13 protein-coding genes and 1 pseudogene are annotated in these 18,414 nt (G+C 68.6%); 11 read left to right on the top strand and 3 right to left on the bottom strand.

Features of this window, described 5'->3' with window-relative positions; all coding sequences use genetic code 11:
- The first annotated feature begins 47 nt into the window (after positions 1–47).
- The 7 genes from ACZ53N_RS15035 to ACZ53N_RS15005 all read left to right on the top strand — a co-directional run bounded on the left by ACZ53N_RS15035 (position 48) and on the right by ACZ53N_RS15005 (position 9,306).
- Positions 48–950 carry a LysR family transcriptional regulator gene (locus tag ACZ53N_RS15035; protein ID WP_469141275.1) on the top strand — a complete coding sequence of 301 codons (903 nt, stop codon included), beginning with the start codon at positions 48–50 and terminating at the stop codon, positions 948–950.
- A complete protein-coding gene (locus tag ACZ53N_RS15030; RefSeq protein WP_469141274.1) occupies positions 947–1,849 on the top strand; it encodes a serine hydrolase in 903 nt (300 codons plus the stop codon). The genes ACZ53N_RS15035 and ACZ53N_RS15030 overlap by 4 nt, the downstream gene beginning before the upstream one ends.
- Before the next feature lie 259 nt (positions 1,850–2,108).
- Positions 2,109–2,600 carry a hypothetical protein gene (locus ACZ53N_RS15025; protein ID WP_469141273.1) on the top strand — a complete coding sequence of 164 codons (492 nt, stop codon included), beginning with the start codon at positions 2,109–2,111 and terminating at the stop codon, positions 2,598–2,600.
- A gap of 221 nt (positions 2,601–2,821) precedes the next feature.
- Positions 2,822–4,078 carry a protein-glutamine gamma-glutamyltransferase gene (locus ACZ53N_RS15020; RefSeq protein ID WP_469141272.1) on the top strand — a complete coding sequence of 419 codons (1,257 nt, stop codon included), beginning with the start codon at positions 2,822–2,824 and terminating at the stop codon, positions 4,076–4,078.
- 742 nt (positions 4,079–4,820) lie between these two features.
- Positions 4,821–7,418 (top strand): rifamycin-inactivating phosphotransferase, encoded by a 2,598-nt coding sequence (rph, locus tag ACZ53N_RS15015; RefSeq protein ID WP_469141360.1) that lies wholly within the window; start codon positions 4,821–4,823, stop codon positions 7,416–7,418.
- Between the two features lie 524 nt (positions 7,419–7,942).
- Complete coding sequence (locus ACZ53N_RS15010; protein ID WP_469141271.1) at positions 7,943–8,599, top strand: hypothetical protein; 657 nt, start codon at positions 7,943–7,945, stop codon at positions 8,597–8,599.
- Positions 8,600–8,754: 155 nt separating this feature from the next.
- Complete coding sequence (locus tag ACZ53N_RS15005) at positions 8,755–9,306, top strand: SUKH-4 family immunity protein (RefSeq protein WP_469141359.1); 552 nt, start codon at positions 8,755–8,757, stop codon at positions 9,304–9,306.
- A gap of 769 nt (positions 9,307–10,075) precedes the next feature.
- Here ACZ53N_RS15005 and ACZ53N_RS15000 read toward each other — a convergent pair.
- Positions 10,076–10,832 (bottom strand): annotated as a pseudogene (locus ACZ53N_RS15000) (SDR family NAD(P)-dependent oxidoreductase); the annotation flags it as partial.
- Positions 10,833–10,948: 116 nt separating this feature from the next.
- Here ACZ53N_RS15000 and ACZ53N_RS14995 point away from each other — a divergent pair.
- From ACZ53N_RS14995 to ACZ53N_RS14980, 4 genes are all read left to right on the top strand, one after another.
- Positions 10,949–12,331, top strand: coding sequence for an erythromycin esterase family protein (locus ACZ53N_RS14995; protein ID WP_469141270.1), 1,383 nt, complete (start codon positions 10,949–10,951; stop codon positions 12,329–12,331).
- Positions 12,332–12,710: 379 nt separating this feature from the next.
- Positions 12,711–13,469: a GNAT family N-acetyltransferase gene (locus ACZ53N_RS14990; RefSeq protein WP_469141269.1), complete on the top strand. Its 759-nt coding sequence runs from the start codon at positions 12,711–12,713 to the stop codon at positions 13,467–13,469.
- A complete protein-coding gene (locus tag ACZ53N_RS14985; RefSeq protein WP_469141268.1) occupies positions 13,463–14,509 on the top strand; it encodes a pyridoxal-phosphate dependent enzyme in 1,047 nt (348 codons plus the stop codon). The genes ACZ53N_RS14990 and ACZ53N_RS14985 overlap by 7 nt, the downstream gene beginning before the upstream one ends.
- A gap of 15 nt (positions 14,510–14,524) precedes the next feature.
- Positions 14,525–15,391, top strand: coding sequence for a TauD/TfdA dioxygenase family protein (locus ACZ53N_RS14980; protein ID WP_469141267.1), 867 nt, complete (start codon positions 14,525–14,527; stop codon positions 15,389–15,391).
- A gap of 235 nt (positions 15,392–15,626) precedes the next feature.
- Here the strand turns inward: ACZ53N_RS14980 and ACZ53N_RS14975 are convergent, their stop codons facing one another.
- Entirely contained in the window at positions 15,627–16,043 is a 417-nt protein-coding gene (locus ACZ53N_RS14975) for a hypothetical protein (RefSeq protein WP_469141266.1), read from the bottom strand.
- A gap of 64 nt (positions 16,044–16,107) precedes the next feature.
- The gene (locus ACZ53N_RS14970; protein ID WP_469141265.1) at positions 16,108–18,327 is read right to left on the bottom strand and encodes an MMPL family transporter; all 2,220 of its coding nucleotides are present in this window, start codon (positions 18,325–18,327) and stop codon (positions 16,108–16,110) included.
- Positions 18,328–18,414: the final 87 nt, after the last annotated feature.

Raw genomic sequence — 18,414 nt, 5'->3', positions numbered from 1 at the left:
ATACGCTTGTGCGTCGTTTCATGCCGATCCGGCATAGAGTGCAGGGTGTGGATCTGGTGGGGGCATGTCGCGCGTTCGTCAGCGTCAGCAAGCACGGCAGCTTCACCGTCGGAGCGTCCGCTGCCCGGATGTCCCAGTCGGTGGCCAGCCGTCGCGTCGCGGCGCTGGAAGAACGTTTCGGGGAGCAGTTGTTCGAGCGCACGTCGCGGCGGGCCGTCCTCACCCCCTTCGGCCGGGATCTGCTGCCGGTGGCCAGGCAGCTCGTGCAGGCGGCCGATGTGCTGCTCCATGAGGCGGAAGCCGCCAAGAGCAAGCCGTGGCGGCTCGCGGTGCCCGGCACCTGCTCCACGGTCGATCTCGCGCGCCTCGTCGCCGACGCGCGGGGGCACGGTGTCACGCTCGACGTCCGCCGCGCGGAGCCCGTGCAGCGCAGGGAACTCGTCCACGCGCAGCAGGTACGTGCCGCCCTGCTCGCGGTGCCGTCGGACGAGGCGGGGTGGTCCGTGCCGCTCGGGCTCGCCGCCGCGCGGGACACCGGCGCGAAGCGCGTCTACATGGAGACGCTGCGGGTCGGACGGGGCTCGCCCGACCCGGCTCGTCGTATCTGGCTCCAGCCGGAGGACGACGTACCGCACATCCGGGACCCGTTGGCGCGACTGCGCGACGCGGTCGGCCTGCGGCCCGCGCAGCTCGTCGTAGCGGCCGACCTGACGGCCGCCGCGGCCGAGGTCCTCTGCAGCCGCGACCTGCTGTTGTGCTCCCCCGCGCAGGCCGAGGAACTCGCCCTCCGCTGGCGTCCCATCGGCGAGATCACCCTCCGCCGGGGGTACGCGCTCGCCGTCGCCGCGGACGGCAATCCCCAGCACATCGAAGCGCGCCTGGGCGACGCCATCGCCCGCTGCCTCGGCGCGGACACCCTGACAGGCACCGCGGAAGGGACGACGACGTGAACACCGAGGCCCTGCTGAGCGACCTGCGCCGGCAGTTGCACGACGGCGGTCTGCACGGCTGTCTGCTCGTACGCGACCTCCACACCGGCGACGAGCTGGGGATCGAGCCGGACACTCCGCTGCCCTCCGCCTCCCTGGTCAAGATTCCGCTCGCGCTGGCGACGGCGGAACGCGTCCGGCGGGGCGAACTCGACGGCGCCACGACGCTCGACGTGCGACCAGGGCGGATCACCACGCCCGGTCCCGCCGGACTGAGCCGCTTCCGCCACCCCGCCCGGATCGCGATCGACGACCTGCTCTACCTGAGCACCTGCGTGAGCGACGGAACGGCCGCCGACACGCTGTTCGACCTCACCCCGCCCGCCCGCGTCGCCGACATCCTCCACGAGCTCGGCCTCCGTGGCATCACCGTCCGCCACACCATCCACGAGCTGTCCGACACCCCCGCGGAACGCTTCGATGCCGCCCAAGCCCACCTCGCGCACGCCCTGGCCATCGACGCCGGCACCGGCGGCCGCGGGCACCGGGTCCCCCAACTCGACACCACACGCGCCAACACCGGCAGCGCCCGTGCCTGGGTCGAACTGCTCGAGGCCCTGTGGACCCCGTCAAAGATCCACCCCACGGTGGCCGAGCGGGTACGTGACCTCATGGCACACAACGTGCTCCGGCAGCGACTCGCCCCGGACTTCAGCTCCGACGCCTCCACCTGGTCCTCCAAGACCGGCACCCTCCTCAATCTCCGCCACGAGATCGGCGTCGTCGAGCACTCCGACGGTCAGGCCTACGCCATCGCCGTCCTCACCGAGTCAGTCGTACCGGCCGGCACCCAGCCCGGTGCCGAAGCCCTCATGGCACAGGTCGCCCGGACCCTTCGCGACCACCTTCGGCACTATTAGGGGCTGTGCCCTCTGAGCGAAGGCGAGTTGGGCATCTGACGTCACCCCCAGCACAGGCCCGGACCCGGAATGGTCGTCGCGAGCCTCGGGGAGCGCTGCCGCATCGTATGCCCCATCGCTGGGCCTGATGGGATGCATGGCCAGATACCGTCCCATGTGACGGGGTGGCCGGTTTTAAAGCCGTGGTGTTGCCGGGGAGTTAACTCAGGGACATGATCACTGCTCGTATCGACCTGATCACTCATCCAGGAGCCGAGAAGTGATACGCAGAACCGCTCTCCGCACCTTCACCACCATCGCCGTGACCGCGACCCTCGCCCTGCCCCTCGGCCAGGGAGCCCAGGCAGCCACCCCGGATACGACCGCTTTGGCGACCACTACCACAGCTGCCACGATCAATGCGGACGACGACAACCCCTTCCGCTGGATGGAACTGGACGGCCTGCGGGCGGACTTCCAGTTCATGTGTCCCGCGGGTCACTGTGTGGGCTTCTGGTCCTTGGTCCTGACGGACGATGTCGCGCAGCAGAAGTTCGAGGGCCGCGAGTTCTTCGTCTACGCCCCGGCCACCGGTGAGTTCAGCTTCTTCCTCGACACGGACATCGCCGTGCGCACGGTCGACCACCCAAGCCAGGTCCGCCTGGTCGACACCGAGTTCATGCGCTCCCACCCGCGCGTCGAGGTCCGCTACGGCGACCCCGACCACCCGGACCGGGCCCGCGTCGTCGCCTCGGCGACGACCCTGATGTAGCGAGCCACCGGCCCCGCCGGACCGGGCGGCCGAGTCGTGCCCAGCCCGCCCTGCGGCCACCACGGTCATGACCGGCGACGCCTTCCTGGCCACCGGTGCAGCGACACAGGACACCGCAGCCAAGTCCCTGAGCGGCAGTTCGCCGCGACCCCCTCCAGTGCGTCGCGCTCTCGCATGCCCTCGTTCCACGAGGCTTCACCCCAAAGGAGTTATTGATTTCCATGTACAAACGTCAGAGATTTCTCACCTTCGCCACCATGGGCGCGGTCATATGCACCGCTGGATTCACGCCGTCGGTCGGCCAGGCCGCCAGCGGCGGCGACAAGGCAGAGAAGGGGTCCTACGCCGAAACGCACGGCCTGACGGCGGATGACGTCAAGAACATCAACGCACTGAACGACAGGGCTCTGGCTATCGGTCGGCCCGGCAAGCCTCCGGCGGAATTTCCCCCGAGTGCCGGCGCGCCCACCCGGACCCCCGACTCTGCCGACGACAGGGAAACCCCTCCCGCCGAGCCGCTCGACAGGATGCCTGACGCATACCGGGCCTACGGAGGCAGAGCCACTACGGTCGTCAACAACTACATACGCAAGTGGCAGCAGGTCTACAGTCACCGCGACGGCAAGAAACAGCAAATGACCGAAGCGCAGCGGGAAAGGTTGTCCTACGGTTGCGTTGGCGTCACCTGGGTAAATTCGGGGCCCTACCCGACGAACAAATTGGCGTTCGCGTTCTTCGACGAGAACAAGTACAAGAACGACCTCAAAAACGCCAGCCCCCGGCCCAACGAAACGCGGGCCGAGTTCGAAGGTCGCATCGCCAAGGGCAGCTTCGACGAGGGGAAGGGTTTCAAGCGGGCGCGTGATGTGGCGTCCATCATGAACAAGGCCCTGGAAAACGCCCACGACGAGGGGGCTTACGTCGACAACCTCAAGACGGAGCTCACGAAGAACAATGACGCTCTGCTCCACGAGGACAGCCGCTCGAACTTCTACTCGGCACTGAGGAATACACCGTCCTTCAAGGAAAGGGACGGCGGCAACTACGACCCGTCCAAGATGAAGGCGGTGATCTACTCGAAGCACTTCTGGAGCGGGCAGGACCAGCGCGGCCCCTCCGAAAAGAGGAAGTACGGCGACCCGGAAGGCTTCCGTCCCGCCCCGGGTACCGGTCTGGTCGACATGTCGAAGGACAGAAACATTCCGCGCAGTCCGGCCAATCCCGGCGAAGGTTGGGTCAATTTCGACTACGGTTGGTTTGGGGCTCAGACAGAAGCAGACGCCGACAAAACCACATGGACCCACGGCGACCACTATCACGCGCCCAATAGCGACCTGGGCCCCATGCACGTACACGAGAGCAAGTTCCGGACGTGGTCTTCCGGGTACGCGGACTTCGACCGTGGAACCTACGTGATCACGTTTATACCCAAGAGCTGGAACACCGCCCCCGCCGAGGTGAAGCAAGGCTGGTCGTAACAGGCCGACCGCTCGGGAGGGGGGCGAGGGGCGGGTGAAACTCCAACGGGGGTCGGGGGAAGAGGGTGGGACTCGGGATTGCGCAGCCCGGATGTGGCGTGGCCGGGGTAGAACTCACCGGGTAGCCTCCGCGAAGGTGCACCCAGTCAGCATCCGAGCCGCCGGCCGACGGGCGCAAGGTCTACTACCGCATCCGCAGACGAAAGCGCTGGCGCGAGTTCCTTAGGCTGCTCAAGGCCCTGTGGGCCCCGTGGACCGGGGAGAAGCTGTACGTCGTGCCGGACAGCTTCTCCCCGCGCAAGCGCCCCAATGTCCGGGCATCCGCCCCGGGCCGACGACGCGTACCGCCGTACTCGGCGCGCCACCTCTTCGCGAGACGCCTGCCGGTTCCAGCGGACGACAAAAAGGAAAAGGCAAAGAGATCTCTCTCCTTGCCACTCCTAATGTATAGCGCACTGGGGGGCTTGCGGCAAGACCCGGGTGGTGGCGCAAAATCGTCGACCGAGGCCACAACCGGCGGAAATAAGGGGCACGACGTGCGTGTGTTGTCGACGAACCAGTGGGGGGACCGGCAGTGCGGTCACGAGCGTTCGGGGCGGTGGTGGCGGGGTTCGTGCCGCCCGACTCGTCAGGAGGGCAGCCAGGGACGAGGGCGTGCTCGACAGAGGGTTCGACAGGGGGCGCCGGTGGTTCGATCGGCCGCCGCAGTGCACCGGAGCACGGCTGCCTCGGAGGTATCGCAGTGATTGAGCAGTACGTGCGGGATCTTCAAGAGGTTGACGAGACGCAGGTCGCGGTCGTTGGCGGTAAGGGCGCGCACCTGGGCGGGCTGTCGCGGATCGAAGGCATCCGCGTGCCGGGTGGCTTTTGCGTGACGACGGATGCCTTCCGGCGGATCATGGCGGAAGCACCGTCGATCAACGATCGGCTCGATCAGCTGTCGCGCGTGAACCCGGACGACTGGGAGGCGATCCGCACGCTCAGCGCGGAGATCCGCCGGACCATCGAGGGGATTGCCATCCCGGGCGATCTCGCGGCGGCGATCACCCGCTCGCTCGCTCAGCTCGGCGAGCAAGCCGCCTGCGCCGTCCGATCCAGCGCGACGGCAGAGGACCTGCCGACGGCCTCCTTCGCCGGCCAGCAGGACACGTATCTGAACGTCGTGGGGCCGGCAGCGATCCTCCAGCACGTCAGCCGGTGCTGGGCCTCGCTGTTCACCGAGCGGGCCGTGGCCTACCGTCGGCGGAACGGCATTGACCACCGTACGGTCCACATGGCCGTGGTCGTGCAGCAGATGGTCTTCCCGCACGCCGCCGGCATCCTGTTCACGGCCGACCCCGTCACGGGCAACCGCAAGGTCGCCACCGTGGACGCCGGCTTCGGCCTCGGCGAGGCCCTGGTCTCCGGCCTGGTGAACCCGGACGTCTTCAAGGTACGACACGGCGAAGTCGTCGCCAAGACGATCGCCGCCAAACAGCGTGCCGTTCATGCCTTGCCGACCGGCGGTACGCAGGAAGTGGCGATCGACTCGCAGCGGCAGGAGCAGCCGGCGCTGACGGATGCGCAGGTCGTGCGGCTCGTGCAGCTCGGGCGGCGGATCGAAGCGCACTTCGGCCGCCCGCAGGACATCGAATGGTGTCTGGTCGACGATGGCTTCCAGATCGTCCAGAGTCGGCCGATCACGACGCTGTTCCCCGTCCCCGAGACCGATGACCAGGAGAATCACGTCTACGTCTCCGTCGGCCATCAGCAGATGATGACCGACCCCATGAAGCCCCTGGGGCTCTCCATGTGGCAGCTGACGGCCATGGCGCAGATGCACGAGGCCGGCGGGAGGCTGTTCGTCGACGTCACCCGGCGCCTGGCCTCGCCCGCGAGCCGCGCCGGTCTCCTGGACCTCATAGGGAGAGGCGATCCGCTGGTCAGGGACGCTCTGGAGACCGTCCTCGACGGCGACGACTTCGTCCCGTCGCTCCCGGACACAGGTCCCGGCGGGCCGCCGGTCGGCGGTGCGCCCGCTCCGATCGAGACCGATCCCGCCATCGTCACCGAGCTGATCGAGCGCAGCCGGGTATCCATCGCCGCCCTGGAGCGCAGCATCCGGACGAGGACCGGACCCGCACTGTTCGACTTTCTGCTGGAGGCCTTCGAGGAGCACAAGCGAGTCCTCAGTGATCCGCTGAGCATGCAGGCCGTCATGGCGGGGATGGAGGCCACGTGGTGGCTCAACGACAAGCTGCAGGAGTGGCTGGGCGAGAAGAACGCGGCTGACACGCTGACGCTGTCCGCCCCCGACAACGTCACGTCGGAGATGGGACTGGCGCTGCTCGACGTCGCAGATGTGATCCGCCCGCAGCCGGAGGTGGTGGCCTTCCTGCAGGGCGTCGAGGACGAGGGCTTCCTGGACGAGCTGGCGAAACTCGCGGGCGGGACCGAAGCGCGCGACGCCATTGAGGCCTACCTCGACCGGTACGGCATGCGCTGCGTCGGCGAGATCGACATCACGAGGCCACGTTGGCGCGAGCGCCCCACCACGCTCGTGCCCGTGATCCTCGACAACGTCAGGAACTTCGAGCCGGGCGCCGCCGGGCGGCGCTTCGAGCAAGGGCGGCAGAAGGCGCGGAAGAAGGAACAGGACGTGCTGTCACGCTTGCGGGCCCTGCCTGACGGGGACCGGAAAGCCGACGAGACCAAGCGGATGATCGAACGGGTCAGAACCTTCATCGGGTACCGGGAGTACCCGAAGTACGGCATCGTCAGCCGCTACTTCGTCTACAAGCAGGCCCTCCTGGCGGAGGCCGAGCGCCTCGTGCAGGCCGACGTGCTTCCTGAGAAGGAGGACATCTTCTATCTCACGTTCCAGGAACTCCACGACGTCGTGCGCACCCACCAGGTGGACGACCAGCTCATCCAGCAGCGCAAGGACGCGTTCCGGTCGTACCACGCGCTCACGCCACCGCGGGTGCTCACGTCGGATGGCGAGGCCGTCACCGGGGCGTACCGGCGCGATGACGTGCCGGCCGGCGCCCTGATCGGCTTGCCGGTCTCCGCCGGGACCATCGAGGGGAGGGCCCGCGTCATCCTTGACATGGCGGAGGCCGATCTCGAAGCGGGCGACATCCTGGTCACGACCTTCACGGATCCCAGCTGGTCGCCGCTGTTCGTCGGAATCGCGGGCCTGGTGACGGAGGTGGGCGGCTTGATGACCCATGGCGCGGTGATCGCCCGGGAGTACGGCTTGCCGGCCGTCGTGGGCGTGGAGCAGGCCACCCGGCTGATCCAGGACGGGCAGCGGATCCGTGTGCACGGAATCGACGGATACGTCGAGATCCTGCCTTGACCTCCGGGTGGTGAGCAGCCGGGTTCCGTGCACCTTCGGTGGTCCGACTACCGCGGGGAGACGGGGTGCTGTGGGCCACCGCCGCCGCGCCCTTGACGGCGGTGACAGGCGCGAGGGCGGCAGTTGTCGCTGCTGCTGGGCGCCTTCGCGCTGACCGGCGTGGACGTGCTCGTAGGCCACAGCCCTCTTCCACGGCGTGCGCCGCGTGGCGCCCGGACGCGTTTTCGTCCTGCCCGACCACGGCACCGCCCCGACCGTCCCGACCCGCGAGGACTCCCGGCCCGTACCGCCCGGGCAGGGCGCTCAGCGGTTTCGCGCCGCCGTGCAGACGACCGTCGGGCAGCGGAGCGGTCGTCCACGGACCTGTCCGGCGGGATCGACAGCAGCTTCCTCGCCTGCCTACCCTCTGCTTCCTTGCCAAAGTGCCCGTCCACGGTGTCCGCGCTTCCGTCACGAAACGGGCGGCAGGATATGCGTGACCGGTAGTACAGCGAGCGGGGGAGCGCTGTTCTACGGTGTCGGCCATGACCGAAGAACAGACTGACCACAGTCTGGCGTGGCTCGGGCATCACGCCCATGACGCCAGGGGGACTGTGGACGGGATGCTCGGAAGCATCTCACTCACCGCCATACGCAGTACGGACCCGGTCGATTTCCTTGTACGCATGGGGGCGGACCGAGACGTGCTGGAGCGAGGGGTCCCGTACAAGGACATCGCTGCCCAGTGGTCCGGGGGCGACTTCAAAGACGGACAGTGCATGTTCGGCACCAGCGGGGAATGGACGTTCCTGCTGGAGGACTTCTTATGCGCCACGTGGTACCTGGACTGGATCGAAGAGGTTCAGGACGCGATGCCCCGCCCCAGCGAGGAACTGGTGTGCGTGACGCTGAACCATCAGCAGTCTCCCTCCAAGCTCCTGTACTCGCCGGGCGACGGAGAGGTGTGGAGCATGAGGATCGGCGAGGAGAGCCTGCTGGACTACCCTGAGCGCGACGATCCAACGGGGAAGGTCGCCGCGCTGGATGAAGCCCTGCGCAGGGCCGGTGTGGTGTGGCAGGGCGAGGACCTGCTTCCCCGCACCTTCCAGACGGTGGGAGAGCATCTGGGCATCCGTCTTCCCCGCCAGGAGATTGTGACGGGGTTGCTGCCTGCCGCGGGCTTGCCGGACCCGACTCAATAGGGGTGCGGGCGGCACACCGGATGGTGTGCCGCCCACACCTGTGTCATGGCTGCGGTTGCCGGTTCACCGGCCGGTTCGGCCGAGCACTCCGGTCACGGAGAAGTCGAGGCACGGACCCAATGTGACGGATAAGCCCGAAGGAGGAATGACTGGTGATGGTAGGGATTGACTGGCCCGTAGTCGTTGAACGGGCCGCGCCCGGCGATCTGCTGAGGTTCCGGCCCGACGTGGCGGCATGGATCTGGCCGGACGGGGACGGCGCGCGCTTCGTGACCGAGGTCGGGATCCCGCACTCCAACGGGCTGTTCCGAATCCTCGAGGAGCTGGCGGACCGGGATCCGGCGAGCTCAGAGACAGCCTTCACAAAGGACCTGGGCGCCGAGCCGGTCGACACCCCGCACGGGAGGCTGCAGCCGCTGGGCATGCTCTTCCAGGCGGTTGTCTTCGTGAGCCTCGACGACGGGACGATCTGGGTCTCCGACCCGGATTCCGAGATCGAGTACGAACTGATCCACGGGGACGTCTCCTCGCTCGGCTACCTCGTCTACAAATTCGAGGTGGAGCGGCCGGGACCGGACGAGCGCCCGGACCCCAACGACTGGGCCGACGTGGAGGAGATCGTCCGGGAGGGGATGGAGGCCTGGGATTCGCTGCCGTTCATGAGCGAGTTCTGGACGTCGTTTCTCGACTCCTACCCGATGCTGTGACAGAGCCGGTTCGGACGTGAGCGCGGACATGGACGACGAGCTGGCGGGCTGGCACTCTTCGGGCCGCGCGGGAGCTCAGCCTGTCGATTACTCCCGCGGGGCCAGTTGAGGCACTACCTCACAGCGCCGTCACGACGCCGCCCATTTGAGTCCGAGTTGTGGGAGTGCAGTGCGTTTGTCGGCACCGCGATGCGAACCCTGGCTCTCACCGTCTACGACCACCGCGGCGAGCACTGACCCCACCACGCTGCTGCGCAATGTTTGCCCTGTTGGACGCGATACCGCCCGAAGGGCCGATTCATCAGGGCCCACTGAAGATGTCGTGTCCGCCGATGCGGCGCCAGACGATGTGCTGCGCACCCCGTATCCGCTCCGGCCCGTGACCGGGTCGTCCAGCCGCCGCTGGGCCAGGTGAGTTCGTAGACGCCGGGCGCGCAGCGGACGCGCTTGAGGAAAGGCACCGGCGGCCGACACGTCAGCGACTGCGGAACCGGGCAGGTGGGCCGCTGCCGGCGGAGCAGCGATGGCAGGCCCTCGGGTAGCACCCCTACCTCTGGTGGTGCTGTCCGAGAGCCGAGTGCCGGGATCAGACGGCTTCGGCTTCGATGATCGACGTCAGTGCGGGGGTCGGCATGACGCGGTCGAGGCGGAAGCCGGAGCGGCTGAGCAGGTCGGCGAACTCCTCGGCTGTGCGCTCACGTCCTTGGAGGGTCATCAGCATGACGATGTCGAGGGGGATGGCCGGGTGGGGGTGGCGTCGTCGGGCAGGGTAGGCGACGGCTTCGGCGACCTCTTCCGGTTCGATGAGCCGTTTGAGTGCCTGCCCGGCCAGCAGTACCTCCGTCAGAACGCGTTCGACGGGCAGGGAGTGCGCGGTGGCCTGGTCGGCGAGCTGCCTCTCGACCAGCGGTGTACGCACGTAACCGGGGCTCACACAGTTGGAGGTGACGCCGTGGGGCGCTCCTTCGAGGACGGCGGTCTTCGAGAGCCCTTCGAGGCCGTGTTTTGACGGCCACATAGGCGGACTTGTAGGCGGACGCACGCAGCCCGTGGACGGAGGAGACGTTGACGATCCGCCCCCAGCCCCGCTCGTACATGTGCGGCAGAGCACCCCGCAGTAACCGGAAGGGGGCCTCCAGCATGACGGTGATGATCCGGTGGAAGGCATCGGGCGGGGAGTCCTCGATGGAGCAGACGAGTTGGATGCCTGCGTTGTTGACGAGGATGTCGGTTCCGGCCGCCGCGGCGCGCTCGGCCGCGTCGAGGTCGCCGAGATCGAGCACCACGGCCTCGACACCACCGGGCAGGACCTCCGCTCTCCGGCCGAGCGCGTCGAGGCCGACGGCGTCGAGGTCCAGGGCGCGCACTGTCGCCCCGGCGGCGGCGGGCCGCAGGGCGCAGGCCGCGCGGATACCACTGGCGGCGCCGGTGACGAGGGCGGTACGCCCCGCGAAATCAGCACGGCGCTCCGCGACATCAAAGGCATTGAGACGGACGTCGCGGGGAATGGCCGTGGGGCCGGTCATACGGAAGCCCAGGGAGGCGATGCCGGCGGATCGACGGGGTGCGGGTACGTAGGGTCCGCGCGGTGAGGGGGCGCAGGCCACATAAGTCAGAACGACAGCCTGGATAACATCCCTGCATGGCACACACATCCTTAGCCCGACCGGTATCAAAGGCGCTGGCTCTGACGCTCGCCCTGACGGCATTCCTGAGCGCTGCCACCGCCACCGCGACGGCGGCCGGGCCGCAGGTCGGTCCGCCTCCCACTCTCTCGGTCTCCGACCACGATGTGGTCACCGGACTGGAGCGGTACGCGCACCGGTTGCGCGCCACCGAGCCCGGCGGTTCGGGAGAAGACCTGGCCGCGTTCGCCTCGATGACGCGGGGCGCGAACATCGTCGGACTCGGCGAGGCCTCGCACGGCTCGAAGGAACTGTTCACCGTGAAGGACCGGTTGCTCAGGCAACTGGTGACGCGCGAGGGGTTCTCCGCCTTCGCCATGGAGATCACCTGGTCGGCGGCCGCCCGGATCGACACGTACGTCCGTACCGGCGAGGGCGACCTGCGGCGGATCCTGCGTGAGGAGTTCCAGGACGGCTACTCCTTGTTGAACACGGAGGAGCTCCTGCACCTGTTCAGCTGGGTGCGGGAGCACAACCGCACCAGTGCGCGACCGGTCCGGATCGTGGGCCTGGACTTCTCCGACGCCGCACCGGAGCAGTACGAGCACATCCTCACCTGGGCAGAGGGCAACGAGCCCGCTCTCGTTCCCGAACTGCGCCGCCGCTACGCCACACTGCGCGCCTTGCCCACCGGGGTGGCCGCGCGCATGGCGGCGTACAACGCCCTGCCGCTCGGTGAACGCAAGGCGATCGAAAAGAACGCGGCGGCCGCCTACCGGCTGCTGTCCGAGGCCGGGACGCGGGATCCCTGGGTGTTGCAGGAGGCCCGGGTCATCTCGCACATGGCCACGGAGTACACCGTCGACTGGAGCGATCCGGCCCAGGCCAAGGCCGCGAGCCGCCACCGCGATCGGACCATGGCCGAGACCGCCGTGTGGTGGCAGCGGCAGACCGGCCAGCGGCTCGTGGTCTCGGCGCACAACGGGCACGCCGCCTACGAGTCCGCGGTGCCCGAGTACTACCCGGTCACGATGGGGGCGGACCTGCGTGAGCTCGTGGGCCGGGAATACCTCGCCGTCGGCACCTCACTGAACAGCGGCGACTACCGCGCCAAGACGGCGACGGGAGAAGCGGGTACCTACAGCGTCGGTCCCGCCGCGCCCGGCAGCAACGAGTACACCCTCGACAAAGTTCGTCACCGCGACTTCTACGTCGACCTGCGCGCGGCGCGCCGCGATCCGGCGGTGGCCGGCTGGCTGGACACGGCACGTCCGACGTTCGTCATCCCCGGTCGTTACCCCAACCAGCCGACGCCGCCGCTCGCACTGGGCCGTGCCTTCGACGTCGTGGTGCATCTGCACACGGTGGGGGCGTCCGTGCCGGTGCCGCAGCCGGAGTGACGAACGCTCGGGGGCTGCCGCACGCGCAGACGAGCCGACGGCGGCCCCCTGCGGCGCGGACCGGCGTCAAGGAGGCCGTCGGCCGCCCAACGGCGCTCCGGCCGATCCGCCCCCGCCCGCCGGGGAGACGCCGACCGTGCAAAACGTCACCATCCACCGCCCAACTCCGCTCAGACCGTCACGTAACGACAGGGCGCTGCCCCGGACTATCCCAAGGACGGTTTCCGGACGCACATGACCGATCATGACCGGATGCATGCTGTTGCACGGCTGTCGCCGTGATGCAGGCTGAATTGCCCTGCCGCCCGGCCAGCCGCAGGAATGACACACGAATCCCCGGCGTTTGACGTGAGAAGGCGTAAGAAAGGCGGACCGCACGGTGCTGGTCGAGTTAGCGAAGGAGGACTACGCGCGCGTCGAGCCATTATTCGGGCCGCAGTACCCGAATCTGGCGTTCGTGCACGGCGTCCTCGACGAGAAGTTACCCGGCCGTGTATGGGCGCACGAAGAGAACGGGGTCCCGGTCGCCTGTCTGACCGCCACCCTTTCGCCCTTCTGCTTCGCCGCGGGAACACTGACCCGCGCCTTCTTCGACCAGGCCCGTACCCTCCTCGAGGGACGCGGCACGGTCCAGATCGTCCACCCGGCCGAGCCGGGCATCGGCGAACTGGCGGCCGGCAGCGGCTTCACCCCGGCCCTGCGACGGCAGTTCAGCCAACCGCGCGTCGGCTGGAGCGCCCCCGAGCCGGCGCTGCCGGACGGTTTCGAACTGGTCCGCATCGACGCCGAACTCTTCGACCGGCTCGACTCGCCCATGGCCCGCAGCATCTTCGGCTCCGGCGCCGACTACGCCGAACACGCCATCGGCTTCGCGTTGCGCAAGGACGGGCGGATCGCCGCCGACGCCCATGGCGTGCTGGGCGGTGGCCTGTCCGAACTGGGCACCTTCGCCCACCCCGACTACCGCGGCCAGGGACTTCCCTCGTTCCTGCTCGCCGAAGTCACCCGCTGGAGCGCGAAGAACGGCCTGCGGGTCATCATCACCTGCGCCGAGGACAAGCACGCCAGCATCTCCATGGCCCGCAAGCTCGGCCTGACCGAGGACTTCCTCTACCCGGTCGCGGAACTGGCATGCTGACCTCCCACGACGTGCACGCCGTCTCGCCCACGGCCGTGCGGAACATGCAGCAGCTCATCCGCCCGTACATCCGGCACACCCCGCTGCTGCGCTCCAAGGCCCAGAGCACCGCCGATGTGTACATCAAGTGCGAGAACCTCCAGCTCACCGACTCCTTCAAGATCCGTGGCGCGCTCAGCGCGCTGCACGGATACCGCCGGTTCGAGCCCGACACCTGGCACCACATCACCCGGCACGGCGTGGTGACCTGTAGCTCGGGGAACTTCGCGCAGGGGCTCGCCCACGCCACCGCCGAACTGGACCTCGCCTACTCCGTCGTGGTGCCCGAGGGGATCCCGCGCACCAAGCGGGACCAGATCACGCGCTACAACCCGATGGCACAGATCCTCGAGCTCCCGTACGCCACCTGGCGGCAGACGATGACCACCTCGCGCTACCCCGAACTCCCCGGATTCTTCCTGGCGTCCGAGAGCAACCCCTACGTCGCGCTGGGCTGCGCCACGGTCGGCCTGGAGATCCTGGAAGACCTCCCCGACGTCGATGCCGTGCTCGTCCCGTACGGCGGCGGACACCTCGCCTACAGCATCACCTCGCTACTGCGCGCATCGGGCAGGGACATACCGGTGTACGCCGTGGAGATCAGCACGGGCGCGCCACTGACCGCCTCCCTGCGGGCGGGCCGCCCCACGGACGTGCCGTACGAGAAGTCCTTCGTCGACGGCATCGGCGCCAGCTTCGTCCTCCCCGCGCAGTTCCAACGGCTCAAGGACAAGCTGGCCGGGGTCTTCACCGTGACCCCGGACGAGATCGCGAGTGCGCTGGCGTCACTGGCGTTCACCGACAAGATCGTCTGCGAGGGCGCAGGCGCGGCCGCGTACGCGGCCGCGCTCCAGCACGCCACCAGCCACGGCTGGCGCCGGCCGTGCGCGATCGTCAGCGGCGGTGTGATCGACCCGAATGTCCTCGTGCGCATCCTGGCCACCACCGCGTCGCCGGACACCACCGACTCCCTCGCCGCACCCGCAGGACAGCATTCCTAAATCCCGAGGAGAAGCATGAGTACGTCCCTGCCCACCATCGAGCCGGTCAGCCCCGCCATCGGGGCCCGGGTACTCGACATCGACCTGTCGCAGGACCTCACCGACGAGGTGTGGACGACCGTTCACGACGCCTTCCACCAGTACAGCGTGCTGGTCTTCCCCGGTCAGGACCTCGACGTCGAGCAGCAGAAGCGATTCGCTGCGCGGTTCGGTCCGCTCCTGAGGCACGACCACCTGCTGCCCATGACGGTGGAGGGGCACCCCGAGTGCATGGTGCTCCACAACAACGAGCAGAAGCCCCCGGGCCTGAACGCCTGGCACACCGACAACAGCGGATGGGCCGAGCCCCCGCTCGGCACCGTGCTGCACGCCAAGACGACGCCCAAGGTCGGCGGCGACACGCTCTACTCCAACATGTACCTCGCCTTCGAGACGCTCTCCGAGCCCATGCGGGAGATGCTGCTCAAGCTCACGGCGATACACGACGTGCGCAAGGCGTTCGGCGCGGACTACGGCAACCTCCAGCGGTCCCTGAAGAAGAAGGGCATCGACCCGGACGAGCAGTTCGCCGACCAGGAGCCGGTGGAGCACCCCCTGGTGCGCACGCACCCGGTGACCGGCAGGAAGGCCCTGTACATCTCGTCACCGTACGTGACCCGCATCAACGGGCTCAGCGACTCCGAGAGCCGGGCGATCCTGGAGTTCCTCTACCGGCACATCGAGACCAACGAGCTGATCTACCGCCACGCCTGGACCACCGGCGACCTCCTCGTCTGGGACAACCGCTGCGCCCAGCACCTCGCGGTGGCGGACTACTTCCCGCACGAGCGGCTGATGCACCGCATGAACATCGCGGGCGAGAAGCCGTTCCTGACGCTCTGAACCAACCGCCTTCAGCGGGTGACGCCGACACGGGCCGGACCCCCGTAAGGCGACGGCATAGTGGCCAGGAACTGTCCGGTGAGTCGTGAGTGACCTCACCGGGCAGTTCCTGGCCAGGCGTCTTTATCGCTCGCCGATGACGCTTCCCCGGCCCGGCCCGGCCCACACGCGGCCCGCGAGCAACGCGGCGGCCTCATCGCTTCGACGATCCGCGCGAGCGGACCACCCGGACCGCTCAGACGCGGGCGTTGAGGGTCATGAAGAACCGTCGCTCGATGAAGCGGTCGAAGACCGGCCTCACCCCGCCGGCCACGAGGTCGACACCACACATGTACAACTCCGGGCGGTGGGACAACAGCTCGAAGTCCCTGATGGCGTCCTCGAACCGGCAGATCACTCCCGGCTCGGCCGCCGAATCGATCAACAGCACGTGATCGTGCTGGGCCATGGGCGTCCGGCGGGCCCATGCCACCGCCTCGTCGTCCGAGACACCGTCCAGGACGAGCGAGCGGTGCGGGATCTCCCGCCAGTCGATACCGGATCCTGCCCACGGGAGCGAGCAGAGGTACGCGTCGAACTCGGTCGAGAGAGCACCCGGCCCCGCACTCGCGTCATGCTCGTCAAGCCAGGAAGAGATCTCGTCGATGCGCATACGCAGAGGCTAGGCCAGAGGCTTCACCTTCCCGCGCATCGGGCCGGTGATCGAGCCGGGACGGTCAGTGGACGGAGACGTGGTCGTGGTGCGGCTGGACGGCCGGGGGCCCGGCGTGGTGGCGGCCGCGGTCGCGGCCCGGGCGGACCGGCCACCACGTGCCCCGGCCGAGGATCGCGGCGAGCGCGGGCACCAGAACGATGGAGAGGACGAAGGCGGAGAGCATGATGCCGAGCGCCGTCGCGAAGCCGATCTGCTGGGTTGAGGGGTCGGCGTTGACGGCGAGGCTGCCGAAGGACGCGGCGAGGACGACGCCCGCCGTGGCGATGGCGGGTGCGGTGTGACGCACGGCCCGGGCCACGGCGGCGCGGGCCGGGCCCGGGCGTTCCATCTCCTCGCGGATGCGGTCGCTGATCAGGATGTTGTAGTCGGTGCCGAGGGCGACGACGAAGAGGAACAGCACCAACGGCAGGACGAAGTTGACGCCCGGCTTGTCGAGGAGGTGCTGGAAGAAGAGGGCCGCGGCACCGAGGGTGGCGGCGAAGCCGAGGCCGACGGCGATCATGAGGATCGCCGGGGCGAGCAGGCTGCGCAGCAGGACGAGCAGGATGAGGGCGATCAGCACGGCAGCGACCGGGAACACGATCCTCAGGTCGTGGTCGACGGCGGTGGAGATGTCAGCGAAGATCGCGGCCGTGCCGCCGACGTGGGCTTGCGCACCGGCCGGGGTATGGCGGGCGACGGTGTCACGGACGGGCCCCGATACGAGGTCACGGGCCTGCTGCGTCTGGCTGCCGACGGTGAGGTAGAGGTCGATGCGGGCGGCGGTGCGATCGTCGTTGAGGGTGGTCTTGCCGATACTGCCGATGCCCTTGACCTCGGCGAGGGCTTTGGGGAGGGCATCGAGTCCGGTGGTGGTGAGGGTGCGGCCCTCCTTGGCAGTGACGTAGACGGTGGCAGGATCGGACACTCCGGCGGGCAGGGCGCGGGAGATCTCCGCGGAGGTGGCGGCGGCCGGGGTGTCGTGGCTGCCGGCGCTCTGGCCGAAGTCCATCCGGATGCCGACCAGGCCGGCCGCCAGCGCGCCGAGCAGGGCGACGGAGGCCAGTACGAGGGTGAACGGGCGGCGGGCGACCAGATCGCCGACGCGCGCCGCCGTCCCGGCGCGGGGTTCGCGCTTGAGGGAGCGGGACGGCCAGAACATCTTGCGTCCGGTGACGGCGAGCAGCGCGGGCATCAGGGTCAGGCTGGCCAGCAGCATGACGAGCACCGAGACGGCGATGGCGGGGCCCAGCACACGGAACTGACCGAAGGTCGCGACACCGAGGGTGGCGAAGGCGGCCACGATGGTGAGGGCGGCCGAGGTGATCGCCGTGCCGACCCGCGCGCTGACCTCGGCCGACACAACGCGCGCGGGCAGGTCGGGGCGGGCCCGCAGCTGTTCGCGGAAGCGGAAGAGAAGGAAGAGGAAGTAGTCGACACCGATGCCGATCAGCACAACGTTGATCATGTTCGGGGTGGAGGTGTCGAGCTTGATGCCGGTGAGCATCGCGGCGCCGACGACCGCTCCCGCGGCCGCGCCGCCGGTGATGACGACCGCGAGCAGCGGAACGATGGCGGCCAGCGCGCTACGGAAGACCAGAATGTTGATCAGCACGATCAGACCGACCATCAGGAAACCGACGACCTTCTGGGTGGTCTCCTCGGCTTCGGCGGTGTCGACGAGGTCGGCCAGTCCCCCGGTGAAGCCGGTGCGCATCCCGGCCTCGGCGAAGTCGCCCTTCGCCCGGTCGCGGAAAGCGCGGTAGAGGTCGTGCAGGGCGGGGTCCGTGGAGTTGCCGGTCAGTTGCACGGAGAGCAGCTCGAAGCTGCGGTCGGGCGCGGCCATGGCGGGGCTGACCTTGGGCGTCTGGGCGTAGTCCCGGCGCAGGAAGGAGGGATCGTCGTCCTCCTTGGGCTCGGGCATCTCGACGCGCCGGTGGCCCAATTGCTCGGCGACAGCGGCGATACCGCGGTGGTCAGGGCCGGTGAGGGGCTTGCCGTCGGCGCGAGCGACGAGCACGGTCACCGCATTGGCGTCGGGCTTCACCCGGAACCGCTCCTCGGCGATCTTCAGCGCGGCGGCCGAGTCGTACTTCGCGGGCAGGAAGTCGCCGCTCTGGGTCTGGGTGACCCGGTAGATCAGCACCTGGCTGAGCATGGTCAGGGCCATGCCCAGCACCGCCCAGAGGGCGATGACCTTCCATGGGTTACGGGTGGAGAACCCGGTCAGGGCGCGGATCACGTTTTTCCTCCGGCAGTGGGTGGAGCGCCGGGTTCTCCCGGCCGTTGTCCAGCTCATCAGCGCGGGAGGGGAAAAACGTCCGGGGCC

This window comes from Streptomyces sp. NPDC033229, from assembly GCF_055576875.1.
Note: the sequence above shows the minus strand (reverse complement) of the source record. Positions and strands in the feature narration are given on the sequence as shown.

Bases quoted from the DNA above. Each gene is read 5' to 3' on its own strand.
- ACZ53N_RS15020 (WP_469141272.1), top strand. From the start codon at position 2,822: ATGTACAAACGTCAGAGATTTCTCACCTTCGCCACCATGGGCGCGGTC.
- ACZ53N_RS15010 (WP_469141271.1), top strand. From the start codon at position 7,943: ATGACCGAAGAACAGACTGACCACAGTCTGGCGTGGCTCGGGCATCAC.
- ACZ53N_RS15005 (WP_469141359.1), top strand. From the start codon at position 8,755: ATGGTAGGGATTGACTGGCCCGTAGTCGTTGAACGGGCCGCGCCCGGC.
- ACZ53N_RS14995 (WP_469141270.1), top strand. From the start codon at position 10,949: ATGGCACACACATCCTTAGCCCGACCGGTATCAAAGGCGCTGGCTCTG.
- ACZ53N_RS14985 (WP_469141268.1), top strand. From the start codon at position 13,463: ATGCTGACCTCCCACGACGTGCACGCCGTCTCGCCCACGGCCGTGCGG.
- ACZ53N_RS14980 (WP_469141267.1), top strand. From the start codon at position 14,525: ATGAGTACGTCCCTGCCCACCATCGAGCCGGTCAGCCCCGCCATCGGG.
- ACZ53N_RS14975 (WP_469141266.1), bottom strand. From the start codon at position 16,043: ATGCGCATCGACGAGATCTCTTCCTGGCTTGACGAGCATGACGCGAGT.